Annotated in this window: 22 protein-coding genes; 14 read left to right on the top strand and 8 right to left on the bottom strand. The window is 54.2% G+C overall.

The window, feature by feature from the left end:
* Positions 1-8: 8 nt before the first annotated feature.
* From OG452_RS05315 to OG452_RS05380, 14 genes are all read left to right on the top strand, one after another.
* Positions 9-1,076, top strand: coding sequence for a hypothetical protein (locus OG452_RS05315; RefSeq protein ID WP_327294451.1), 1,068 nt, complete (start codon positions 9-11; stop codon positions 1,074-1,076).
* Between the two features lie 33 nt (positions 1,077-1,109).
* Positions 1,110-1,661 carry a phage gp6-like head-tail connector protein gene (locus OG452_RS05320; protein ID WP_327294452.1) on the top strand — a complete coding sequence of 184 codons (552 nt, stop codon included), beginning with the start codon at positions 1,110-1,112 and terminating at the stop codon, positions 1,659-1,661.
* A gap of 324 nt (positions 1,662-1,985) precedes the next feature.
* Complete coding sequence (locus OG452_RS05325; RefSeq protein WP_327294453.1) at positions 1,986-2,330, top strand: hypothetical protein; 345 nt, start codon at positions 1,986-1,988, stop codon at positions 2,328-2,330.
* Complete coding sequence (locus OG452_RS05330) at positions 2,327-2,707, top strand: hypothetical protein (RefSeq protein ID WP_327294454.1); 381 nt, start codon at positions 2,327-2,329, stop codon at positions 2,705-2,707. The genes OG452_RS05325 and OG452_RS05330 overlap by 4 nt, the downstream gene beginning before the upstream one ends.
* Before the next feature lie 13 nt (positions 2,708-2,720).
* Positions 2,721-3,302: a phage tail tube protein gene (locus OG452_RS05335; RefSeq protein ID WP_327294455.1), complete on the top strand. Its 582-nt coding sequence runs from the start codon at positions 2,721-2,723 to the stop codon at positions 3,300-3,302.
* Between the two features lie 81 nt (positions 3,303-3,383).
* Positions 3,384-3,695: a hypothetical protein gene (locus tag OG452_RS05340; protein ID WP_327294456.1), complete on the top strand. Its 312-nt coding sequence runs from the start codon at positions 3,384-3,386 to the stop codon at positions 3,693-3,695.
* Positions 3,696-3,829: 134 nt separating this feature from the next.
* The gene (locus tag OG452_RS05345) at positions 3,830-4,111 is read left to right on the top strand and encodes a hypothetical protein (RefSeq protein ID WP_327294457.1); all 282 of its coding nucleotides are present in this window, start codon (positions 3,830-3,832) and stop codon (positions 4,109-4,111) included.
* Between the two features lie 10 nt (positions 4,112-4,121).
* The gene (locus OG452_RS05350) at positions 4,122-9,923 is read left to right on the top strand and encodes a transglycosylase SLT domain-containing protein (protein WP_327294458.1); all 5,802 of its coding nucleotides are present in this window, start codon (positions 4,122-4,124) and stop codon (positions 9,921-9,923) included.
* A gap of 18 nt (positions 9,924-9,941) precedes the next feature.
* Positions 9,942-10,934, top strand: a complete 993-nt coding sequence (locus tag OG452_RS05355; RefSeq protein WP_327294459.1) for a phage tail family protein — start codon at positions 9,942-9,944, stop codon at positions 10,932-10,934.
* Complete coding sequence (locus OG452_RS05360) at positions 10,935-12,299, top strand: siphovirus ReqiPepy6 Gp37-like family protein (protein ID WP_327294460.1); 1,365 nt, start codon at positions 10,935-10,937, stop codon at positions 12,297-12,299. It abuts the gene before it with no gap.
* Positions 12,300-12,301: 2 nt separating this feature from the next.
* Positions 12,302-13,366: a hypothetical protein gene (locus OG452_RS05365; protein WP_327294461.1), complete on the top strand. Its 1,065-nt coding sequence runs from the start codon at positions 12,302-12,304 to the stop codon at positions 13,364-13,366.
* Between the two features lie 13 nt (positions 13,367-13,379).
* A complete protein-coding gene (locus OG452_RS05370) occupies positions 13,380-15,086 on the top strand; it encodes a glycerophosphodiester phosphodiesterase (protein ID WP_327294462.1) in 1,707 nt (568 codons plus the stop codon).
* Between the two features lie 124 nt (positions 15,087-15,210).
* Positions 15,211-15,516, top strand: coding sequence for a hypothetical protein (locus tag OG452_RS05375; RefSeq protein ID WP_327294463.1), 306 nt, complete (start codon positions 15,211-15,213; stop codon positions 15,514-15,516).
* Positions 15,513-16,613, top strand: coding sequence for a peptidoglycan-binding protein (locus OG452_RS05380; protein WP_327294464.1), 1,101 nt, complete (start codon positions 15,513-15,515; stop codon positions 16,611-16,613). Before OG452_RS05375 ends, OG452_RS05380 begins: the two co-directional genes overlap by 4 nt.
* A 1,609-nt stretch (positions 16,614-18,222) precedes the next feature.
* On the opposite strand, the gene OG452_RS05385 is transcribed toward OG452_RS05380, so the two are convergent.
* From OG452_RS05385 to OG452_RS05420, 8 genes are all read right to left on the bottom strand, one after another.
* Entirely contained in the window at positions 18,223-18,534 is a 312-nt protein-coding gene (locus tag OG452_RS05385) for a hypothetical protein (RefSeq protein WP_327294465.1), read from the bottom strand.
* Positions 18,535-18,948: 414 nt separating this feature from the next.
* Entirely contained in the window at positions 18,949-19,308 is a 360-nt protein-coding gene (locus tag OG452_RS05390; protein ID WP_327294466.1) for an Lsr2 dimerization domain-containing protein, read from the bottom strand.
* Complete coding sequence (locus tag OG452_RS05395; RefSeq protein WP_327294467.1) at positions 19,293-19,727, bottom strand: adenylyltransferase/cytidyltransferase family protein; 435 nt, start codon at positions 19,725-19,727, stop codon at positions 19,293-19,295. Before OG452_RS05395 ends, OG452_RS05390 begins: the two co-directional genes overlap by 16 nt.
* Positions 19,728-19,879: 152 nt before the next feature.
* On the bottom strand, positions 19,880-21,220 hold the full coding sequence (locus OG452_RS05400; RefSeq protein ID WP_327294468.1) for a DUF3987 domain-containing protein: 1,341 nt from the start codon (positions 21,218-21,220) through the stop codon (positions 19,880-19,882).
* A 406-nt stretch (positions 21,221-21,626) separates the two neighbouring features.
* Positions 21,627-21,857: a hypothetical protein gene (locus tag OG452_RS05405; protein ID WP_327294469.1), complete on the bottom strand. Its 231-nt coding sequence runs from the start codon at positions 21,855-21,857 to the stop codon at positions 21,627-21,629.
* 160 nt (positions 21,858-22,017) lie between these two features.
* On the bottom strand, positions 22,018-22,206 hold the full coding sequence (locus OG452_RS05410) for a hypothetical protein (protein ID WP_327294470.1): 189 nt from the start codon (positions 22,204-22,206) through the stop codon (positions 22,018-22,020).
* A gap of 545 nt (positions 22,207-22,751) precedes the next feature.
* The gene (locus tag OG452_RS05415; protein ID WP_327294471.1) at positions 22,752-23,048 is read right to left on the bottom strand and encodes a hypothetical protein; all 297 of its coding nucleotides are present in this window, start codon (positions 23,046-23,048) and stop codon (positions 22,752-22,754) included.
* Between the two features lie 1,015 nt (positions 23,049-24,063).
* Positions 24,064-24,222, bottom strand: coding sequence for a hypothetical protein (locus tag OG452_RS05420; protein WP_327294472.1), 159 nt, complete (start codon positions 24,220-24,222; stop codon positions 24,064-24,066).
* Positions 24,223-25,143 lie beyond the last annotated feature (921 nt).

Here is a 25,143-nt window from a genome sequence, read left to right on the forward strand (position 1 = left end):
GGTAATTCATGGCTCTTTACACCCAGTCTGGCAACAACACTGGAGCTGGTCAGCTCCAGACCACAACTGGCCATTTCATTCCCGAGATTTGGACCGCTCAGCTCCTCCAGGACATTGAGGAGAATCTTGTTCTGAGTGGTTCCCCCTTCACCAACCGGAACTACGAGGGTGAATTTCGGCGTGAGGGAGACGTTATTCGCATCCCTCACTTCGTTGATGGCACCGTTTCGGACAAGGGCCTGGTTAAGGCATACGGCGAGATTGGCGACCCGGATCACGCTCAGCTTGAGTACATGAAGATGACCGTTGCTAAGGGTTCCAGTTTCCACCTGGAGATTGACGCTCTTCACCAGCTCCAGACCAAGTCCGGTATTGACCTGATGAGCAATCTTGTTGCTCAGCGTGCTCGTGCTTCGGCTCTGGCGATTGATGAGCTGGTGGCCCTCACCCTCATTGCAGGGCTTTCGGGTAAGGACCTGAACGGTGCTGCGGACCGCAACGCCACGGTCTCTGGCCTTCCGGCACTGGAGCTTGGTGCGATCAGCACTGTCCAGGCGGCTCAGGTCAACGCCCCTGCTACTGCGACGCTGTCTGTGTACGACTACATCGTCAAGATGCTTGAGACCCTGGACACCCGCTCTGCTCCGCAGGACCGCTGGCTCTTTGTCTCTCCGCGTATGCGTTCGCTGCTTCTGCGAGACCCGCTGTTCATTGACGCCTCGCAGCATGGTGGGGGTGGCTCGGTTGTGGCCTCTGGTCAGATTGGCTCGATCCTCGGTCTCCCGGTTGTTGTGGCCAATGCCCTTGGTAACCACACTCGTCCGTCCAGCCCTGTTATCCGAAAGGGCAACCAGAAGTTCGAGTCTGTTGATCTCTTCATGGGCTCGACTTCTGCGGTTTCTGTTGTGATGCCTTTCGCTCAGATGGAGACTTACAAGCCTGAGAAGTCGTTTACGGACGCTGTCAAGAGCCGGGTTATCTATGACGCCAAGGTGTGCCGTCCCGAACAGCTCCTGATTGCTCAGGGTGTTGAGGCTGAGATCGTTACGCACAACACTCCGGCTGGCACTCCGTAAGACGCTCCTTCCCTTTGAAGGGAGGGATGTCTAGTGGCTCTTGTCACTGTAGAAGAGGTGGCCACCCGTCTTGGGTGGCCCCTCACTGACCCTGAGAAAGCTCAGGTCGAACTGTTCATTTCAGATGTCACAGCCCTTATTGAGGACTACTGCAACAAGGACTTTGACCGACGAGAGAACGAGTCCTTTGACCTTCCTGGCAGTTGTGAGCCATGGCTGAAGGTACCTAAGAGGTATCTGCCCTATCTGACTGTCACAGCTGTTGCTGTAGATGGAGAGGTAGTTGCTGACTGGGAGTACAAACACCAGACACTCACTCGTGCTCTTGGCTTTGGAGATCTCGTCACCGTCACTGGCTCTTGGGGATACACCAATGTCCCTGGACCGGTGAAGGTAGCTGCCTCTGCTGAGGTAATCCGTTGGAGAGCCATCTCCCCTGGTGTCGTCTCGGAGAGGACTGGAGAACGCGAGGTTGCGTATGAGTACGGAACTTCTGCTCAGTCCCAGACCCTTTCCGATGCAGCCAAGGCGGCTCTCAAGAGGTACCGGCCATCTGTAGCTGTCCTCTCTCTGGAGAGGGGCTGAGGCCATGTTTGATGAGGTAGTGGAGTTCTACTCAGCTGAAGAGCTGGAAGGCTCTTACACGGTCAAGAGGGATTGGGGAAACCCCACGTTGGTCCTCACCTCTCGTGCCTCGGTACAGCCGGACCGGGTGTTTGAGACCAGGTCCCCAGAGAGGGACTTGGCTCAGTCCAGGCTCCATGTGTACGTCCCTTACACCGAAGTTCTTTCAGAAAACGACCGCTGTAAGTGGCGGGGAGATTGGTACGAGATTGATGGCCCTCCCCAGCTCTGGCCCTATGGGACTACCCGTCACACTCACCTACTGATTTGGAAGGCGAGTAACGGATGAGTAGAGGAATCACCTTTACCCCTGGCTGGGAAGATGCAATGTTCTCCACTCTTGAGTGTGGGGCACTGGTTGCAGAAGTTGCGGAACGAATTCGAATTGCTGTCATCCGGGAGGCTCCCAGGAACTCCAGCACTCATACGAACTGGAACCAGATCAAGAAGAACATCACTGCTTCTGTTGAGAGAGACGCCAGAGGCTATTACGGCGAAGTCACCATTGAAGAGAATGACAAGGTTCGCCACGCGCTCCTCCAGGACCGTGGCTGGACTGACAGAGCCGGAAGGCATCACAAGGGCCTCCAGTACATGAAGGAGGCGCTACTGAGGGAGCGGATTGAATGATTGTTGATCCTGTTGACTCAGTAGTCATCTTCCTCAGAACCTTCCCTGATCTGCCCAAGGCCGTTGGAGATCTAAACGCAAGGAATGTCGGAGATCCCACTCTCTATGTGTTCTCCACTGGTGGTTTTCGGATGCTCCGAGAGTCCATGGACAGGACAGACATCAAATATGAGGTCTACCACCAGGACAGGGAAACTGCGGTTGCACTGGCCTTTGAGGTTAGAGAGCACTTGCTTTCAAGCCTCCCAGGGGTTGTGGCTGGCAATGCCTATGTGCTGGACGTAGGAGAGGTAAATCAGCCCTACTACGATCCCGACCCCACTTCTCGTGAGCATGTGTATTGCGGGGAGATCGCCCTCTTCTACGTTCAAAATTGATTAAGGAGTACATATGCCTTCTGGAGATGCACAGAAGATTCGCTTTGCACCTGATGGTGCTATCTATCTCGCCCCGACTGGTGGCGGTCTTGTCCTTCCGACTGATGTCGGTGATGGGGCTACCCCGCCCACTGGATACAAGGCGCTTGGCTATGTCTCGGATGCTGGTGTGACCATTACCCCTGCTATTCAGACCACGCCTCTGAATGCCTGGCAGTCTGCGGCCCCTGTTCTGTACAACGTGGACTCCGCTAGCTTCCAGCTCTCTGCGACCCTGATTGAGGCCAACAAGCTGGTTACTGAGAACTTCTTCGGTGCCACCTGGACTGAGGTTATGGATCAGTCGAGTCAGCCCACTGGGGACTACCGCCTGGACCTGTCCACCACACCGGATCTCCAGGAGTTCTCGGTCGTCGTGGACTGGAAGTACAAGACCAATCTGTGGCGTGCGGTTGTCGGCCGGGCCATGGTTACTGAGCGAGGGGCTATCACCCTTCAGCGGACTCAGAACCAGAGCTACGAGCTGACCATTAATGCCATGGACAACTCTGGGAGCCTGGGCTACATCCTCACCAATGAGTCTATGACTGCCTAAAATGTTGCATAGAGGCCGGGGAGATGAGCACTCCCCGGCCTTTCTCTTTCTCTCTCACATACCCCTGCTTGGAGAACCCCTATGACTACTGCACCGCGCAAGACCGCAGCCCCTAAGTTCGCTGCGAAGGCTCTTGAGGCAGCCCCTGAGGTTGCTGAGGACAAGACCAACGAGTTTGAGTTCAAGGGTCAGACCTACAGCACTCCCGGTGACCCTATGGCGCTTGACTACTTCGCTCTTCAGGATGCCGAGTCGGAGGCTGACATTATCGAAATCCTTGTTGGTGAAGAGGGTTGGGCTCAGTTCCGTGCCACTCGTCCGACTGTTGGTGAGTTCCAGGAGTTCTCGGAGCTTGCTAACAAGTCTATTGGCTGGGGTGAAGAGGGAAACTGACCCGGACAGTACGCATTCTCCAGGAGTACAGCGACGAGCTTGAAGCAGACCTTCAGGAATTCTTCCAAGTAGATCTGCTGGACTTCTGGAGAGGCAAGCTGTCCCTCCGCAAGATTGATGTTTATATCCGGTCCTTGCTGAAGAAGCACGGCCGCTCTGTACTTCTTATGGCTCTTGACGAGACGTCAGAGTGGGGTCCTGAGGGATACCTCCTGGCTCGCATCTCCGATGCCCTTGAGCTGTCGAATTACTACTTCATCCAGGCCAACACCTCCGAAGATCAGAAGGAAGGGATTCCTGCCCCTGAGGCATTCCCGAGACCTGGACAGCCTATTTCCGAAGAGGAAACCCCCAAGCATGAATTTGCTTCCGGCCACGAGGTGGCTGACTTCTTTAACCAGATGAGCAACCTTTGAGGAGGGCCTTATGGCAACAGCAGGTAGTGGCCGTGGGCCCATAAAGGTTGGCTCAGGGTATATCGATGTATACCCCTCTGTGGATGAAAAGAAGATCAAGGCTCTTAAGGCAGAGCTTCAAAAGCAACTTTCTGCTGCTGGTATTGCAGCCGGTAAGGACTTCTCAGAGGGTGTCGCTAAGGGGATGGCTAATATCCCCAAGGCTTCCGCTGTAGCAGCTAAGGAAGCCAAGGAAGCTGTCGAGAAGGCAGCCCTGGACTCCAAGAAGGTCTTGAAGAAGATCGAGAAGGAAGTCACTGCTGCCTATGGGGAAGAGGCTGGTAAGCGCTTCAAGCAGGCTCAGAAGTTTGAAGCCGAGAAGGCCAAATTGGTTGAGAAGACTTCTGCTGCTACCAAGAAGGCTCTCCAGTCCACTCTTGCTGCTGAGAAGAAGAATGCTGAAGCTCGTGCTGCTGCTAACTCGGATGCAGAGAAGTCTAAGGTCAAGTCTGCTGAGGATGCCGCTGCTGTTGTAAAGAGGATTCGCAAGGAAGAGGAAGCCTCTGCTGCTACTCAGGCTAAGGCCCTGATGGCACACAACAAGATGGTCTTCTCTGCTTATGCAGAGAACGAGAAGCGCAAGCAGACTGCTGCTGCTGCGTCGGCCAAGGCTGAGATGAAATGGGCTACCACAGTTGCCTCTGCCTATGCGGAGAATGAAAAGCGCAAGCAGAAGGCCATTGCTGAGACAGCAGCCCTTCAGCGCACTCAGATGACCAATATCCGCCGGACGATGGTCAGGGATCTCCAGACACAGCTGGACAGCTCCAGGGACTATTCCAGGGCTCTTCAGGACCAGGTAAGTGGGTATCGCCGATCCGTTACAGATCTCAACCGCACTGCTGCCGCTAGGAACAAGCCTATTCAGCAGGTCTGGAAGAGCCACGGTCACGCTATTGAGACTGTTGGCACTCAGGCCACTGAGACTGGGAAGCTCATCACCACCAATTTGCTTGGTCCGCTGGCTCTTGTAGCTGGTGCACTGACCACTATTGGTGTGAAGTCTGCTGACTCTCTGAAGCTCGGTCAGATGGGCCTCATGGGCTCTGGTGTCTCTGCTAAGGACTCCCTCAGTGCTCTGACAAAGATACGTCAGTACGGCGTAGATACGCCGTATTCCATTGAGGACATGCAGACATACATTGTCCGCTATATCCGATCCATTGAGTCCCACGACAAGGACTTTAAGTCTCCCAACGTTTCCAAGCAGAATGCAGCAGGTAGGCGAGCTGCAAACAAGGCTGGGGACCTTGTCATGATGGTCGGTGACAACGCCGCCCGTGCGGGAAACCTGGACCCTTCGCTGGTTCAGCGAGGCATGTACGCAATTGACATGATGTTGGACTCTGGCCGAGTAAACACCAGGCAGGTAAAGCAGTTTGCCCAGGCTGCCGGTGTCTCTGTTGAAGAGATGTCCCTTATGCTGGGATTCACAGACTCCAAGGATAAGAAAAAGGGCACCGCTTCTGCACAGATGCTCAAGAAGATGGCCAATGCCTCCAAGACTGGTGGTATTGACTCTCAGGACCTTATTAATGAACTCCTGAAGAACTGGAGTGGTCCTAGCGGATCTAAGGGCCGTGCAGCTCAGGTAGGTACTTCTACCATTTCCGGAAAGCTCCAGCAGCTCAAGGAACAGACTCAGGTTGGTCTGGGAAACCTTTTTGCTAAGCCCAACAAGAAGACTGGAATTGTTGAGTACACCGGTCTTGGCGAAAAGCTCATGGGCAAGAAGGTAGCCAAGTACAAGACTGACAGGTTCGGCTTCAAGATCGCAGATGGCTACGAATATCAAGGTGGCCTTCTCAATGATGCCAAGGACTTTGCAAAGGGCCAGAAGGGCAATGCAGTTGGCCTGATGAACACCTTCTTCGACTCGATCGGCACATTCGCTAAGCAGATCAAGTGGGCTGCTGACTTCATGAATGGGAACCCTGAGTGGAAGTCGTTCTTCAAGTCTCTGGTGAAGATGGCTGCTATGGCAGCTCCGTTCATTCTTGCTCTCGGTCTTGCTACCAAGATCTTCGGCAAGATAACCAAGCTTCTTGGCTCAGCTTTTACTCCGATCAAGGCGCTTGGTAAGGGAATTGTTGGTGTTGGTAAGGGTGCCCGTGCAGCAACTCGTGTAGGTCGACAGGCTGTTTCTGGAATCTCCTCCGCCCGTAATGGCAATGGATACCTCCAGGGCTACCGAGACCGCCGCACAGACCTTCGCGGTGGGGACACCCGTGGACCTATTCGCAGGACCACTGACAGGGCTCGTGGTCGCAACACACAGACCAACAACAGCCTTGACGGACTCAACCGTCAGATCTCTAATACCGACGACATCATTAAGCAGGTGGAGGAAAGGACTAAGCAGCTCCAGAGGCAGATCCGGGATCTTAACGGACTGACCATGGACGAGCTTATCCACCAGTTTGGTGGAGGCTCTTCTGCTACTGGCAGTCTCCAGACTGCTGCTACCCATTCTGGTGAGGCTGTCAGCTCCACTCAGACTCAGATTCGTCAGCTAAATGACCAGAACCTTCACGGAGTTCAGCAGGAATTCACCACCTTCACAGAGAAGGTCGAGCTTTCCGCTAAGGCTGTAGGCAATGCCAAGGAAGCCGTTACCGACCTGAACAAGAAGAACTTCACTTCGCTGAAGGTATCTGTGGACTCTGCCCATGGCACGGTTACAGATCTCAAGGACAAGATTGACCAGACTGGTCACTCGGTTAGCGAACTGGACAAGAAGAAGCTCACGGCTCTTAAGACTCAGCAGATTGAGTCTACGAAGAATCAAGTTCAGCATCTGGTATCCGAATTGAAGAATGCCGCTCAGCATGTAGGCACGCTGAACGGAAAGTCCCTCAAGGGTCTCCGTAAGGAGATCACCTCTACCACTACTGCTGCCAATAATCTGTCCAAGAAGCTCAAGGAGCTTATATCCAGGGTTACTTCACTCAATGGGAAGTCTCTGAGTTCCATTCAGGGCAAGTTCAAGGGTGGAAAGTCCAGCCTGTACAACGTGGTCAATGAGGTGTACAAGCTCCTCGGCACTGGTAACTCAGGTGTCAACGGGCGTGTAACCAGCCTGAATAAGCGGAGTCTAGGCACCATCATTAAGGCTGTTCAGAACCTCTCTAAGGCTCTGGAAAGCGCTAGCGGGCACGCTAGCACCCTTGACAACAAGATCAATGAGGTAAACGGTGATTCCTCATTTGGTGGCGGGGGCGGGGAAAGCTCCAGCAAAAAGAAGAAGGGTAAGAAGCTTGCAACTGGTGGTGTAGTCACCAGTATTGATGCCTCTCGGTACGGGACTCTTCCGGGGTATTCCCCCGGGGTGGACAACATTCCTGCCGTACTCTCCCCTGGTGAGGCCGTTCTCCGACCTGAAGTGGCAAAGGCTCTTGGGCCCACTGTAATTGACTCTTGGAACGCTGCTGCAATGAGTGGGCAGATTCAGAAGTTTGCTCGTGGAACCTCTGCGGCTAGTCAGCTTATGCACGCCGTTGACATGAGTCATGTAGCAAGCCTTTTCACATCAACTCTAGGCTTTGACGCCAGTGCTAACGGAGTTGACAGCCGTACCAACACTAGCCTTGTTCCCTGGGGTTCAAGGAATGGTGGTCGTACCGCTGGTGCAGGTGCTGAGAGCAAGCTCCGTGAGATTGCCAGCTTCTTTACTGATAAGCTCCCTGATCTCCTCAAGAGGTCTCCCAATGCTGCCGGGAAGGTTGGCGGCATTATTGCTGGAGCTATGGCCCCCTCAGCAGGCCAGTACTTCTGGGATGACGTCTGGAAGGGCAATGGAAACATTGCTTCTAGGGCAAACAATTTCATTCTGGATCTGTTCAGCCCCAAGAACATCTGGGGAATGATTAAGGACAGCGGTACTGGGGTTTGGGACTCCATAAAGGCTCTTGGCTCCTCCGCCAAGGATCTGATCAAAAATCCGATGGGTGTCATAACTGACCAGATCAAGGGCATGAAGGACGATGTCACTGGCTACATTGATGGTGTCAAGGGCTCGTTCAACACCATTCAGGAGTTCGCCAACTCGCCTGGAGGCTACACCAAGCAGGTCTTTAGCGAATTCTGGAGCCAGGCCAAGGACGCTATGCCCAACACCACGGGCCTCTTCAAGTTCGCTAATGGTGGTGTTGTTCCGGGATACAGCCCAGACGATGACAGGGTTCACGCTCTCCTCTCCCCTGGAGAGGCAGTGCTTAGGCCCGAAGCTGCGAGAGCACTTGGTCTCTCCAACATTGGCCTGCTGAACAAGGCAGCCAAGAATGGGGATGTCAAGAATCTCAAGGACAAGTCTGGCGAGATCATCCCTGCCCCTGATGCTGAGGCATTCAAGAAGGCATCCGATCAGATTGACAGCTCTCTTAAGGGCAGCCAGAAGTCTGTTGAGAGAATGAGGGATGCGTCTAGCAAGGCGTGGACGGATACCAGTTCAAAGGTGAGGGCTTCGGTCAACTCCACTATGGTTCCGGCCATTCAGTCCCTGTCTTCTCAGGAAGGCTCACTCCAGAAGAACACAGCAGCCAAGATGTCTGCGGTTAAGAGTTCCGTCTCTTCTGCCGCTTCTGGGACTGCCAAGTCTTTTGGAAGCATGAAGTCTGGTCTGTCGAGCCTTTCTGGCTCTTTCAGCAACGCACAGAAGAACATTGACAAGTCCATGGATAGGATTCCTGCCTCGGTCAAGTCCAATGTGAAATCTGCTGTGAGCTTCATTCAGTCGGCCATGATCTCCCCTGTAAACAGCAAGCTGCTAGGCCCTGCCAAGCTCTCGAAGATTGGCAACATGCCTGGCTTTGCTACAGGTGGTGTTGTACCTGGCTATGCGCCCGGCAGGGACTCTGTGATGGCCATGGTGTCCCCTGGGGAGTCCATCCTCCGTCCAGAGGTCACAAGGGCCCTTGGAGAGGGGACGATCCACGCCCTCAACCAGGCAGCGATAGCAGGGAAGTTGCCTGCCTATGCCTCTGGTGGAGTCGTCGGTAGTGACTGGTCTGATGCAGTACCGGGGATGTTCTCTGACACTGCTGGCCCCCTTCTCAAGAAGCTGGTCAGTCAGTTCGGGAAGGGTGTCTCCACTTCGTTCGGTCGAGTAGGCCAGACCGGAGTAAAGAAGGCCGGTCCTGCCATCACGGAGCTTCTGTCTAAGCAGGACAAGAAGTTTATGGACTCAATGGAAGCCATGGCTGGTGGCGCTGGTGGTGCTGAGCGTTGGGCACCTCTTGTGCTCAGGGTCCTGAAGGAATTGGGGCTCTCCTCCAAGTACCTCTCTTTGGTTCTTCACCGGATCAATGTTGAGTCAGGAGGAAACCCTAAGGCAATCAACCTGTGGGACAGCAATGCCAAGGCTGGCCATCCGTCACAAGGTCTGATGCAGACCATTCCGGGCACTTTCAATGCGTATGCCGGGCCTTACAAGAAGCTGGGAATCACCAGTCCCCTTGCTTCGATCTACGCAGGGCTCAACTACGCAACCCACCGATATGGATCTCACTGGACTCAGGCTCTCTCTGGCACTGCTGGCTATTGGACAGGAACGAAGTCCGCTTCTCCTGGCCTGAAGCTAGTAGGTGAGAGAGGACCCGAGCTGGTGAACTTCAAGGGAGGCGAGAGGGTCTACAACAATGGCGAGACTCAGGAAATGCTGAGTGGTGGTCGGTCTGTGAACCTCACTATCAACGAGGCTAAGAGCGAGGACACTACTCAGGCAGCCATCAGGGCATTCAGGACCCTGGATGCTTTGTACGGCAACAAACTGTAATCGAAGGAAGGTGTACGCATGGCTATTCCAGCACTAAGGGCAGCTCCACCTGCCCCATTGGCAAAGATTCCTTCGCCACCGACACCAGTGCACTGGGAGAGGACATACGTTTCGATTACAGGGAGGGATGGTCAGGGGGAGGAAATCCCCCTGACCTCTTTCTCCAACTCCCTATGGCCTGGGATCTTTGTGCAGCCTGGTGCCACAGGATTGGACGCCCCACCGTTTGAGCTGCACTCCGATGACAGCCCAAATCTTGATGGCGGCATGTTCCGTAGTGCCAGGGCAGTAGCCAGAGAGATCATGATTCCCCTGGTTATCTACGGGGTTGACAGACAGACAATGAAGGGCATTCAGAAGAAGCTGACTTCAGCCCTGAATCCCAAGAAGGGTTACTGCGTTATAAAGTTCGTAGAGGGCAACGCAGTGCCCCGGCACCTCTACTGCTATTACAAGGGTGGCATGGAGGGTAGCGAGGATGCCAGTACAGCCGGTTTCCACTGGAAGAAATACGGCCTCACATTCACAGCATTTGACCCGTATTTCTACTCGGATTCTCTTGAGGCTGCTCAGTGGTCCTTTGGTACTGGCTCCCCGTTCCTGCCTACTACGGGAGCCTTCCTGCCGCTTAACCTGAATGCTGGCTTGGTTTCGTCGTCAGCAGTTGAGGTGGACAATCCCGGAGATGTTGAGGCTTGGCCTGTCTGGAAGCTGAAGGGCCCTATTAGATCCTTCACTTTCACCAGTCCTGACGGAGACTCCTTTGGAATATCAGCACCTACCGATGGCAGCAACATCATTGCTGGGGGGCGAACACTCACTATCGACACAAGACCAGGGTACAAGTCTCTCAAGGATGACCTAGGGACTAACTACTGGCCCTTGCTTGACCCAAATCCTGTCCTTTGGTCTATCCCCGATGGGGTATCTGACTGCACCGTAAGCATTCTTCCTGGTTCATCAACTGCTGTAGTGCAGCTCACCTACAGTCCTCGCTATGAGGGGTACTAAATGGGTTATCGAATCGTCGTCCGAGATAAGGACTTGAACCGGATTGGTGAGATCGATACCTGGATCTCTCTTGATTTCGTTGTGGAATTCTGCGATCAGGGCTCCTGGCAACTCCTGGTGAAGTCTGGAACTCCTCAGGCGGATCTCCTCCAGCAAGGAGGTGGTGTCGCCATCTTTCAGGATGGTGTGGCTAAGCCCGTCCTGACTGGTCAGATCGAGTCCTTCCAGAAGTACTGGACTGTCGAACAGCACACTGGACAGGGCTCTGTGTATGTGGGTGGAAAGACAGACAACAAGCTTGCTTATCAGCGTCTAGCTTTCCCTGAGCCCTCCTCTACCGTCTCCAATCAGTATTCAGGAAGATCAGTGCGAGGAGCTAGCGGCCCTGCTGCACAAGCGGTTTGGTGGGAGATTGAGCACTCCATGGGAAGCTCGGCCCTTGCTGACAGGCAAGTCCCTGGCCTGAATATGCCTGCTAAGGGCACAGCTGGTACCACAGTCTCTGACTCTCTGAGGTATGACGTTATTGGCGAGAAGCTATCCGCATGGTGCCAGGACAATTCAGCTGGCTACAGATTCCTATGGAACCCAGATACCAAATCCATAGACTTCTCTACCTTTGCGCCCGCCGACAAATCTAAGGCAGTTAGGTTCTCTCCCGAGCTTGGGAACCTGCGAGAGTACACCTGGACTCTCACCGCACCTAAGGTCACCAGAGTTATTGTTGCCTGCCAGGGTGACGGCAAGGCCCGGTATATCTGGCAGAAGGCCGACACAGTCACTGAGGCTGAGTGGGGCCTGAAGATTGAGGGGTTTGTGGACCGGAGGGATATTCCGCTGGCTACTGACTCCAGTGGTAACCCCATTTTGGTGGTCACCACGGATGACAACGGCATTGAGGATATTGGGCAGAACCCTGATGGGGCAGAGTGGACTTTCACTCTCACTACTGCGAGAGCCGCCTACTCTGCTACCCCAAACGCAACCACCCTGGCTAACCTGAAGGCAGCAATCAAAGCAGCTAAGCCAGTAGCAGTTGCCTATTACGTTGATGTAGTAAAGCAGGCAGCTGATGAGGCTCTTGCTGAAGGAGCTAAGTCTGGCAACTTCCAGATCTACCCTATTGATACAGAGCAGATCAAGTTTGGCAGAGATTACTTTGTTGGCGACATGATTACCGTGGATGTCGATGGAGAGTCCTACACAGACATTGTCAGAGCAGTGACCATATCTGTGGATGACGGGGGCAATACGTACTCCGTAGCTCCGAATATTGGTGAGCAAGGTACAGACAACCCCCTGAACGTTTACAAGACCGTATATGAGATGCGTAAGAAACTGCGCAAACTGGAAGCGAGGATGTGACTATGGCAGAAATCAGCTACCCGTTTGCTGCTAACAGCGCTGGTGGGGGTGCTCAGCTTGTCTCACAGGTGCAGTGGCAGGCTATGTCTCACATGTTCAGTGAGGACTGCATCGACTACCCCCTGACAGCCACCTCTTACGAGTACTCAGACCTCCCCTTTTACCTGACCAACCCTGGAACCGGTACTATCACTGTCCACCCGGGAAATGCCTTTGTCGGGGGCTTCTACTACCAGCTCACCGCCAACAAGATTCTGACTTTGGCTGCCAACTCTGGAAGCACTGATCGCATTGACCTCATTGTGATTCGAGCTGACCTCTCCTCAGGCTCTGTCAATATTGCTGTGTCTCAGGGGCAGCCTGCAAAAAACCCTGTTGAGCCCAAGCCCAAGAGAGTCCCTGGGGGTATTTGGGAGATGGTTCTCCAGACTGCCACAGTTCCTGCCAATGGAGGAACAATTACCACCTCGGACCGGAGGAAGTTCATACGTCCGGGGCCGGTAGCAGTCCCCTGGAACGCCAATGTCATTGCCCCCGGACTGCCCCCCGGTGCCTTCGTGGTGGACATGGACAACAACGGGACTGGAGGCCAGGCAGAGGGCTACTACGGGTCCGACGGCTACATGGTGACTCGCTCACTCGCCAAGAGGTCTCTGTACACACCAGATCTGTTTACCGTGTCCAACAAGCCCGGAGCTGGTGACCGAAACGGTTTCTGGAGGTGGATTGCTCCTGGAACCATCTCTTTCTCGATAGAGATCACCACAGGGTCCAAGGCCGTAACAGCATCCAGTGGAGTCTCTATCATTGGCTTCACTCTCCCCAAGCCTGTAGCGAATAACACCAGACAGGTTTTCACTGGGATGATTGACAACCCCCGAGTCTCAAACAGTATGCCCAACCTGATTGGCGTGTTTGGGAAGACGGGTACTGGAGCAAACCAAAACTGCTATATGTACATGGACAGCACTTCCACGATTAAGCAGGGTCTTGACTCCGTTAACACCATTCCCGCGTACTCTACGCTGAGCATCAGTGGGACTTACGAAACCGCAAGCCTTTACTGATAGGAGACGGGATATGGCGAGACACCTTTTTGGGGGCTCAGCTGCTGACGTAGCTGAGGACATTACTGGTGCCCGGGTGCCTAATGCCTCGGGCACCGTATGGGATGGTCCCGGATCTGGGGCTATTCAGTTGATAGACCTCACTGACCTTGGAGGAAGTCCAATTCAGGGGCTTACCTCAGACTCTCAGGGAATGATCGGGCAGTTCTACGGACCGGACGGGGTAGACACCCTTTGGGTTGATTTTGGGTCCGGCAGAGTAATTCTCACCCCTACTGATGTAGCTGAGTGGCTGGACGAACACGAGACAGCTGATGATCCCCATGGAATCAAGGGCTGGGCTGAGGCCATGTTCTCTGGCGGCGGCCAGACCATGACCGTTGAGAAGCTGCTCCAGGACCAGGTTTTCTACGCGGCTCACAGGGGCTCGGGCCTTGAGGCCCCTGAGCACACCATGGAGGCATACGAGTACGCCGTAGCCTCTGGTGCCACTGCTATTGAGGTCTCTGTACAGGCGACCGCTGACGGCACCCTCGTCTGTATGCACGACACTGACATGACTCGTGTCTTTGGTGTAGCAGGCTCGGTCAACACGTACGCCTATAGCGCTGCCAGGAACACCCTCAAGCCGAACCCCAGTGACCTCCTGGGGGCTGGCTGGGGCCCTCAGAAGCTGACCCCTCTCCGAAACGTTTTGGACAGGTTCCTGGGCAAGGTAGTCATCTTCCTTGAGCCTAAGACGAATGATGCCTCTGCCATCCTTACGGGTGGCTGGCTCATGAACAACTATCCCTCCTGTGCCTCTTCTGTGGTCTGGAAGACCTACTACAACAACGCCACAAAGCAATGGGCCCAGGACAAGGGGATGAAGACCTGGGCATATATCGACGCCACTACAGCTGCTGCGGATATGGACACCTACGATGCCAATGTTGACTATTGGGGTGTGCCTCACACTTCAACAGATGCCAAAGTTGCTGAAGTTGTAGCCAGGGGTAAGCCGGTCATTGTCTGGGAAGTCGCCCGGCGAAGTGACCGAGACAGATTTGCTGGTCTGGGGGTCAGAGGAATGATGACTCCCTCTATTCACTACATCAAGCCCGTCACGCAGATTATCCCTCGGGACAACTGGAAGAGTCAGGTGAAGGCTCCTGGGGATATAGGACTTGAGAATTACGATGGCAAGTTTGCTCTCAAGTATGACGGTACAGGAATTGCCTACTTTGACTTCATGGACCGGGCTTCCTGTCTTATGGGTGCTGTCAGCATCCCCACCTTTCCAGCAAACGGGTACAGGGTCTCCTTTGACATGAAGTATGACGTTGTCCCTGCTTCAACGCTTCATGCTGGCATTGCCTTCGGCAAGGTAGCTGACGATAAATACCGGTTCTCAGAAATCAATACGTCTGGCGGCTACCACGTAGCCATTCGTGGCGGCGGTGATATTCAGGTCTACTCACACAACACCACGGTTCCCAATGGGACTGTGCTGGCACAGGGTACAGCCTCAAAGGCGCCTGTAGCCGGACAGTGGATGTCGTTCCAGGTTGACTTGACTCCTACTCAGATCATTCTCAGGCGTACGGACTTGACCCCGGTATTTCAGATCGCCTCAAATGACACCACATACAGGGGAGGCTACGTACATCTTTCTGGTGGTTCAGTAGTTGACCCTACTCAAAAGCCTAAGTGGCGGAACTTCTCGATCACGGCACTGTAAGCACAACGTACAACCAGTCGGAGGCCCTTAGTCACTTACTAAGGGCCTCCTTCTTTGTCCTCTGAGGAGGCTATTTTGAACTCAACCCCCCGCGTTTTATGGGCCTTATAAGAGGAGACCTCCCATGTCCCCAGATGAGATGCTTACAGCCGTTGGGCTAGCCACAGGTGGAGTTGGGGCATTCGCTGTAATTGTTGCCTCATTCAAGACCAATACAGCTAAGACGTGGCAGAACACTGCCGAGTCCTGGCGAGTAGAAGCAGAGGCACAGAAGGCACGGGCTGACAGAGTCATAGACGAGCTTACGAGCATTAAGAATCGACTCTCTCACCTGGAGCGCTACAACGAGCGCCTTATATCCATCGTCTCCTCTGTCAGCCCAGAAAGAGTTAGTGCTGCACTTCATGCAGGAGAAGGAGAGATCACATGACCAATGCGAACAAGATAATCTCTGTCGCCAAGGCTGAAGTTGGATACCACGAGGGTAAGTCCAACGGTCACTGGAACAACAAGGAGAAGTACGCCCCCTCTGTGCCTGGACTTGAGTGGGCCGATTACCAGGCTTGGTGTGCCACCTTTGTTTCCTGGTGTGCTCTCAAGGCCGGGGTAGATAACCTTTTCCCGCGTACTGCCTCTTGTGCTACTGGAGTTCAGTGGTTCAAGTCCCGTGGACAGTGGTCTGAGTATCCGGCTGTTGGTGCTCAGGTCTTTTATGGCTCAGGTGGTGGAAGCCACACGGGCATTGTCACTGCTTACACAGCCACGACTATTACTACAGTCGAAGGAAATACAAACACGAATGGTTCGAGCGAAGGCGATGGTGTCTACCTCAAGACTCGTCCCCGTAAGGACTCCTACGTTTATGGCTATGGCTACCCTGCTTACTCTGAGGGCCTGAAGTCTGCTGACCCGTCCTATGATGGCAGGACCCCGCCGAAGGCTCCTGAGACCCCCTCTGTCTCCCGTAGCAAGGTAACCATTGGTGGTCTTGAATACGGCTACGGGGCAAGTGGCGCTCAGGTCACGGCAGTTGGTAAGGCTCTGGTTGCCAAGGGCTTTGGTAAGCACTACACAGAGGGTCCTGGACCCAACTGGTCTGACTCAGATACTGAGAACTACTCGGACTATCAGAAGTCGCTTGGGTATAAGGGCAAGGATGCTGATGGCGTCCCGGGCGCTGACAGCCTCAAGAAGCTGCTGGGGGCTCTTCCTGGAGATACTAAGGCTCCTGTAGCTAAGCCCAGTGTCTCTCTTGCTGCCCTCACGTATGGGGCTACCCAGCCCCGCAGTGCAGAGCTTAAGCACCCGGCGTACAAGGCAAGCGTGACTGTCGTTCAGGCTGCTTTGGTGAAGGGCAAGTTCCTTAAGGGCAAGTATGAGAAGGGCATTTTCGATGTCCAGACCAAGTCTGCCTACTCTGCTTACCAAAGGTCCCTTGGCTACAAGGGTAAGGATGCTAATGGAATTCCTGGCATGGTGACTTTGAAGAAGCTCGCTTCCAGCTATGGGTTTCTGGCCAAGCCGTAACCCTCTTGCACGGGGTACACGCAGAGGGTCCGGCTGAGTCACCACTGCGCACGGGGTACACTCCCGGACCCTCTTTTAGTCATTCGTATTCACACTTTGAAAGTTGGTGCTGTATGTCAGCTACTAAGCTCACTCCTGTGAGGGTTTCTCAGACTGGGGTCTCTGTACCCACTCCTGTAAATGCCGATCTCACTAACGGGAATTCTGTTCCCAACCTGGACACTGTCCGGCTTGTTATCGCTAATGCCAGTGAGGCAACCTCCCCCGTTACCGTCACCTTTGTTACGACTGCCACTGTTGAGGGATATGCAGTGGCTGACTACACAGCCACAGTCCCGGTTGGGGAGTCCAAGGCATTTGGGAAGTTCTCCCACGTGCTGTTTGGCGATGCTGTTGAGTTCAAGTGCAGTGCAGCTGTCTCTATCTCTGTCTCGGTTTAGGCACTTGAAAGAATGAAAGAATGAGGGGGCTACGGCCCCCAGTTAGGGGCGGTTGAATGAATGAAAGAATGAACGCTTTCCTGAGAGATCATGTTGTGCGAATCCTTGCTGTGGTGGCCGCTCTGGCCCCTGTACTAGCGGAGCTGACCACCCATCTCCCCTGGGAGGTCTCAGCAGGCGTCACAGCGGCCATTCTGGCCGCTGGTGAGTACGCCCAGCGCATTGAGAACAGCAAGACGTTTCAGGCACTCGTCACAGAGGCTCCTGTACAGACCGCTAAGCCGTAGGGGTACGGCTCAGCGGGTAGGGCAGTCGCCTTGAAGGGCTGTCTGAGAGAGAACGCAAAAAGGCCCCCTGCCATTGCTGGCAGGGGGCCCTATTTCTGTTTGTGCCTAGCTCACATAGAGAGTTGTCACGACAGTGACACGCTGGATAATCCGGGTAGCCACAATTTCAGACTTCTCGGTCCCCTTGGGGAACATGTCACCTCGCCGCCAGGTAGCAGCCTTGCGCTGAGCATTAAGCAGAATCTGTGTATCAGGCTCAGGGTCCGAGTACCACCCATCGTCTCCTGATATGCGGTACTGGACAAAGTACTCTGCACACGTCTTATCCGGATTAGTGTTGCCCACCGTGAGCACTAGCCTATTCCCCTTTACCTGAATTCCTCCGGTTCTTTCCGTGAGTTGCGATGCAAGCCCAATCCAGGCACTTTTGGCAGTGCCTACATTCTGCCCTGCCGTCTGCTGGGATAGGGTCTCCACAGTCTGCGCAAGGCTTGGTTTTAGGCTCCTCGGTCACTTCCATGCCCCCATATCTGTCTGCCACTCGCTGCCACCGACTAGGCGAACACACCCTGTATTGCCCCTGAGACCACTGTCAGTGGTCCCATCGCCAAAGCTAGAAACGAAACTTCGGGCAGGCTTTTCCCCCGCACTCTCAAGTGCCTGGAGTGCTGCTGTCAGATCCTCGTACAGCTCTGCAATGCTCTTCTCTGCCATTGGTGACTCACTCTCCACTAGGTTGGGGAAGGTATTCGGTAGTAATTGCAGCTTGATTCTATTCATCTGCTTCCCTCAGCCAATGCCCACTGTTGTAGATATGAGCCGGGTACCCAGATTCACACTTCTCTAGGTGGCCCTTATAGGTCTCAGCTCCACACTTGCAGATCATACCCAGCTCTCCCTGTCCATCAGATCCTTCAAAGCTGCCTCTTGGTACAGAGAGCGGTGAGTCTTGACCAGTTTCTCCGCCTGCTCCTGAGACGTAATGTCGTTATAGTCGTCTGCTTGGAGGATGAGAACAGCGGCCCTAGCCATTCCCTGAACCCTTGCTGTCGTCGTGCTCTTGGTCTTCTTCGGAAGACTCTCGCTATTGAAGCTCAGTAGGCACAATTCGCCCAACACAGAGGCATACACCTTGCCGTACTCCTCTACCACATACTCAAAGAAGTACTTACGCTCTTGGGAGATTGGTGTCACGGCTTCTCCAAATCTTTGGGCACTCCTCTTTCAAGGTGCCAAAACTCTCCTGGTCTGTGCCAACCTACTAGCTCACCAGTAGTGGCGTGGTGGACCTCTGTCCAGTCCTCTTTAGTTGGCTTCCGGACACTCAGTGATTCACCCTGATTGGTGACCACAAATCCAGCCGACTCCAGAGCCTCGGCGTATGCTGCTAGAAGCTCTTCCCGATTCTTAGCGATAGTCCATTCGGGGGCATCGTCGCTAGGTCTCCAAAACACAGCCGCCACGGAGTCCCGGGGAGACCCAACGACTTTGTACCCACTGAGCCCAAAGCCTTTCCTGACCGTGGCTGGTGGGAACTTCCTGTTACCCAGACAGCGCCGTACCGAGGTAGCAATCCCCGGTACGGCACCACCCTTGTTCTTAGCGTAGTCACTCGGCATTTGAAGCTTCCTGAGCCTTCAAAAAGGCATCCTGCCAACCCTTAGGAACTCGGCCCCGGTCATTCATGACCTTACCGTCAATCTCATGACCTTCGGGGAAGTTCTCAGCTGCCCACTTACGGACAGCACCAGCATCAGGGCCAGATACCTTTGTCTGAGCCGGGATAGCGGGGGAAGTAGTCTCCTCCGACTTCTCCACATAGCCGTCAAGGGTCTTCAGAAGCTCAACGAGCTTGACCCTCTCAGCTTCGATAAGGTCAATGGAGTACTTCTTGTCTCCTACCTCGTACTCCCAAGGTTCCGCCCCAATCTCCCCAGTGATGTCACACTTGATTACGGTCTCTCGCATGTCTTGCCCCTCATTTCGATTGCCTGACGAATCTGCGTACTACTCGTGTGGATGGTGTACGGAAGCCAGACTATCTCAACTCCCACCCCAGCAAAGTCCTTTTCCCACTGGTCCCCCTTAGGGGTGCCTCTCCAGTCATCTCCCTTGAAGAACTTGTTAAACCGGACCTTTTCCCAAGCTTCCAGCTTCTCCAGGCTCTCGTCTGTGACTACCCTGTCCACGCACGACATAGAGGCTACGATTTCCAGTCGCTCTATGAGAGGGACCATAGGGCTCTTACCCTTATGTCCCGCTGCTTCATCAGTCAGCACACCTGCAACTAGGTAGTCACATTGGCGCTTTGCTTGCTTTAGTAAATTCAAGTGCCCCACGTGAAAGAGATCAAATATCCCCGACGCGTACCCCACCACTACACTCACTTCAGACCCCCCGCCCTTTAGCTCAGCTGCTCTAGCGTCTTTCTCTCTTGTGGATCATTTCCAGTTCCCATCCCTCCACTTACTGACGAGCACACTGTAGCGCCCCTGTACGGGGCGTAGGGGCCTCTTCTGTGGCATCTCCCCTGGACTGGTCACAGCAGTGCCAGGAGGGGGTTAGCAGGGACAGCAGGAGCCTGTACAGGGGCAGGGATGACCACACGGGGTACTGAGGTGGGCGGCACGTCAGGCACTGCCTCTGGCTCCTCTGTGGCTGTCTCCTCCTGGACCACGTATCGGTAGACCACAGGCCGACGCCCCCGGCCTGTCTCGGACTCTGCTTTGACGCACTCAACGTCGTTCATGCTCTCTACTGCCAACTTGAGAGTGGCAGCTGTGGCCCTTGAGCCAAGAGACCGAAGCATGAGGGTAGACGTGCAGTCGGCACCCTGGTACCGGTTCAGAATCTCCCTGATCATTTCAGGAAGTGTCTTGATGGGCTTGTTAGACCCGGTTGGCTGTGCAGCATCCCGTACCAGCTTTTCCACACTGCGCATGGAGTACTGAACGAAAGCCCATGCAGCGTCAACAGCCTTGCGGTTAATGCTGATCTTCATCTGTGCAGCTGTCAGCACAGCAGCCACTCTCAGCACTTGCTCTGCCGACCTTTCGACGTAGCAGGAAAGAGACTCAGACATAGATGAAATTCGGTCCTCAATAGCGGCCCGGATCTCATCCCAGCGTTTACCTGCTTCCTTATTGAGAGTCATGGTTCGCTCGGTCTTGCGTGCCCAGTCGTATGCCTCTCTCAGTTCTGGAGTCTCAGGGAATACAGGGGTGTGATCCCAGGGAAGCATCTTGGAGCGCTCTACCACTACAGGCAGGAGCCTGTTAAAGCTGCCCCCAAGAGCGTCGACAGCACCTACGTACTTTGACCACTCCCCTGGTGTGATGTGAGTGTGGAATCCCAATACGGGCCGCTCAACTACCATGGACTCCTGTTTAGTTGTGTGCCGGATGGTGGTGCCATCCCAGCAAGCCCGAAGTTTGGTAGAGAAGGTAGGACAACGCCTAACGCGCTTTAGGTTCTCTGACCACTCCTCATCAATGATGAGGACCCGCCCATCTAGGCCACCCTCTGTACCCGCCGTATCCTCCTCCTTCTCATACAGCTTCTGAGTGAGGGACGGGCCTGAACTGATCCCACCCTCGGTGCGAGAGTCCAGGAAACCGCCAATGGCAGGCTCCAGAATGCCCCTAGCAGCCTTGAGGGCAGTTCCCTTGCGTCCGATAGAGGAGCGTCCGGCAAGCACTGTCCAGACAGCTACAGGCTTGCCATCAGAGAGCCGCACAGTACCGTTCAGAGCTGCGGAGTACATAGCCAGTACCGAGGCAAGCACCCCAATAGGGTCAGCCTCTGTCTGTGGCTCAACTGCCTTGACTGCCTTGCCAATTGGCCCATAGCACATGGCTTCAAACGCTTCGGTGTTGCTCACTTACCCTCCCCAGTCTCAATGAGTGTGGCAAACCACAGGTCACCAGCCCCCCGAAAGTGCACAGATACCAACCCTTTGCGTTCAAGTGCGAACATAGTGTTTAGTCCAAATCCCTGCCCCCAATCCATGCGCCCGCCATGGGCCTGCATATAGGTCAATGCTTCATCCTGCACCTTTGTCAACTTCACTTACTCCCCCTCCAGAGCGGCCCGGACGTCGGCTGCACCCAACGGTTCGCCATCCAATAGCGCCCGAACACGCTCGATGGTGGCTCGGAGACTGGCGTTCTCGTCCCTCAGCTCTTCTGTGTACTCATCCAGCATCCTTGCAGCCTCGCTCTTAGAGTGCTCACTGCTGTATCCGGGGACACCCATCCAAAGGCATTCCAGGATCTCATCACGCTTACTCACTTGCTCACCTCAGGATCGATAAGGTCCGCACCATGGAGCATTCCGAAATGGAACTTACCGCCTTGTTGAATAAGAAGTGACTCAGAATCCTTTCGGATCTGCTCTGCCAATTCGTGTGCGAAGTCATTGATGTATTCATTAGCGAGAGCTTCCGGGTTTTCCAGCCTGACATCCCCCGACTTAAGCCCGTCAAGTACCTCATTGAACAGATCATCTCTTGCACTCACTCTGACTCCCCCTTAGCAAGGATCATTTCCTGAAAGTCCATCAGTGTGGCAATCTCTCGAAGGTTGTCAGTGATGAACAGGCTACGGTTTACGTACTTGGCATGGTTAGGGTTTGGGTGACTTCTCCCGATCAACCAATCAATGATCTCCTCCCGGTTCATCATTCCGACTCCTCAGGTTCGCCTAGTGCGTCTACAAAGAACGCAACGAATTTAGCTTCGTGCTCTTCACAGACAAGCCAGAGCTTGTCACCAATTGAAATGGTACCCTCTGCCTTCACCTTGCTGCCGTCCTTTTTCAGGCAGGCATCACATGCGTCTATCTCTACTTGCACAGTGACTCTCGCCATCACTTATCCTCGGAGGGGTAGGCGTTCGGGTAAAACCACCCTGTCATCAGCGGTCTACCATGCTTATCCACAAACACCTTACGGATCATACCGTTTGGGAACTCGGTACGCTCAACATAGCGGGGGGCATCTCTCCAATTGGGGTAGTAAAACCCAACACCACATGGTTCCCCGTACGTATCCATCAGCACCCTGCTAAACATACTCCCCCTTAGTCGGCGCACACTCTCGCTTAGCGCCTAGCTGAGTACTCCATTACGGGACCGGTACTCAGCAACCGGTCCCACAAAAGCTACTCAGCTAGGCAGCTCTATTCTGGTGTGTCTGCTCCCTTACTACAAGGTACTGACGGCATACCTCCCCTAGGAGCAACTGCCCTACAATCTCAGGGCCCGGGTAGATCTGTGAAGCCTTCACACAGTCGTTCAGCACCTCTGTAAGCGCCTTGTTCCTGAGGTTAGAGGTAGGCTCCCACGCTGCGTAAGAGGCACGGAGACAGAGGCTCTCTAGGTCACTCTCATACTGCTTCATGTATGACATGCCAATCACATCCAGTACTTTCCCTCGGAGTGATACAGAGCCCTAAGCTGTCCGTTGATCTCATCCCTAATGAGTTCGTAGCACTCTGAATTAGGGTTGTCCTCCATCCTGGACATTCGCCAGTCAAGCGCCCTCTTGATAGTCAGCATCTGCACCTTGTCCAGGTCCCACACATCTGCATCTGAGAGCAGATCAGGACTCCCCTTACCAGACATAGCCTTAGCGGCATTCACATACTCTGTACCTGTCCAGATGTTGTACCTGTGGTGCAGCTCCAATGCCCTCCGGAGCGTTGTACGCACAAAGGCTCTTCCAGCTGCACAACCTGTAGCTACTCGCATTGCTGTACCCCTCTCAAGGGCATGAGAAAGGGACCTAGGGCGTGTTCCCTAGGTCCCGTGCCAATCCTGCTATTCGGTTGTGTTACTCGTCCATGGCGTTAAGCTTTTCCAGGATGGTTGCTGTTCGGTCATAAGCCCTGTCGTATCCCCCTAGGCTCATGTTTCCCTTACGGCGGGACTCCGCTAGGTCTTCCTGCATACCCTCCAGAGCCTGCCTGACAGTCATTCGCTCCATACTGCTGAGCATGAGTGGCTTGTCACCCACAACCAATGTCCCTTCTATTTACTGGTACTTCCTTTAGGCACTTGAAATCGTCTGCCTCTTCCGGCCACACCCGACGCTCTGCCCTTGTCGGGTACGGGGTGCAGGCTGCATCAAGGCAGTTCACACACAGAGTCCATCCCCCATCGGCTGTGTAACAGTATGAGTGACAGCTTCGGCAGGTACAGACGGCAGTCATGCTGATTACTTCCCCTTTCTCTCTACCTTGCGAGTCATCATACGGTGTTCATACTGGGGCTCATTTTTCTGGTACTCAATGAGCCTCTGCTTTGCCTCGCTCAAATCCTCTTCTGAGCAAGCATCCTCCCAACCGTACTGAGATCCGTAGTACCCCTGGATTACGTACTCAACTTCACTCATGCTTGTATCTCCTCTGTGTATGGCTAGCGGCACACGCAGTGCTTAGCACCTGTGTGAGCCCCTGTAAGGGCAAGGGGACAGCCGTCACAGTGTACGGCTGTCCGATGCTGCTACAGGGTCAGTACTGGGGATCGTTGGACCAGTAGCCATCAACCGAGCAAGACACCTTCACCCCATGAGGGAACATGTCGTCGTCTGCACACTCTTGATCTTCCCCATCACAGAGACAGTTCTTACGGAACTTCTCCGCCTGTCTCTCTGCTACCGCTGCCTTCCTGTGTGGCCCTGAGAGGTGGTCACCCGTCACCAGGAATACATGGTATTCAGTCGCCATTATTTCACTCCCTCCATTGCATCTACATCCAGACCCAAAACCTGTCCAGCGTGATAGGCGAGATCGAACACATCATTTTCATGCAGCCTGCCACCAGCCTGAATGGCACCCTGGATTTCTTCAGTGAGTGCCTGAATCAGTTCCTTTTCACTCTCCATCACATTGCCCCCTCGTAAGCGTCTTCTCTCTGGCATTCCTGCATGTATCCAGGGAGCGCTACGTAATCCTGATGGTTAGGTCTGTAGATTTCACAGACTGCCTCTTCACACTCCCAGCAAAGGACAGGCTCATTGCCTAGAGCAATGTCCATGCAGTCCCGACAGGCACAGGATGTGTATCCACTAGCCATGGTCACTCGCTTTCCTTTCCCAGGTACGTAACACGAGCCTGCTCCGCAGTGACAGGAGCAAGATTCTTGCGTCCCCACTCCCAAGCTCTACTTGCGGCTGCTTCCGAGCCTTGCGAGGACCACACAACATGGGCAAATGTTTCATCTACCATGTCGCGTGTCCCATTCCACTCGATTAGTGCCCAATGCCTAGCCATACTCAGTAGTCCTTTCCTGCGATTCTGATGGGCAGTGCAACAGACAGGAAAGCCTGCCTGCCACACAATCCAGCCGAGCCCTTAGCCGTAGATGAGCTGAGTTCGGTAGATGGACATAGCCTCTTGCTCCGATGAAGCTCCGAGCGAGCGCATACGGTGCTGAGCCTTCATTGCCCAGTGAGACGGCCAGTCAGCTACGTCCCGGTACGTCTGCACGTCTGACTTCTCTACGCCGACAAGCCATGCGATGAATCCAGCATTCATGATCTGACCTCTTCTCAACTTATTGGGCATGGGTCAACGAACGAGCGCTTACCGCAGTACAGGCAGTCAGAAAAGGGGATGCCCTCTACCCAGACAGACCCGATGGCCATTCCAGGGATGTAGCCCATGGTCACGTTGTTACTGCCACAGTGCCGACAGTGGTATTTCTTGTGCAGCTTGTACGAGTCTCCGAATGCGTCAAGCTTGAGTGTGTGCTTTACCAGGCTTACAGTCATTGCCCTACCACCTGTTCTGAGGGTGCTCCACAA

Origin of the sequence: Streptomyces sp. NBC_01197 (genome assembly GCF_036010505.1) — a bacterium.
Classification (GTDB): domain Bacteria; phylum Actinomycetota; class Actinomycetes; order Streptomycetales; family Streptomycetaceae; genus Streptomyces.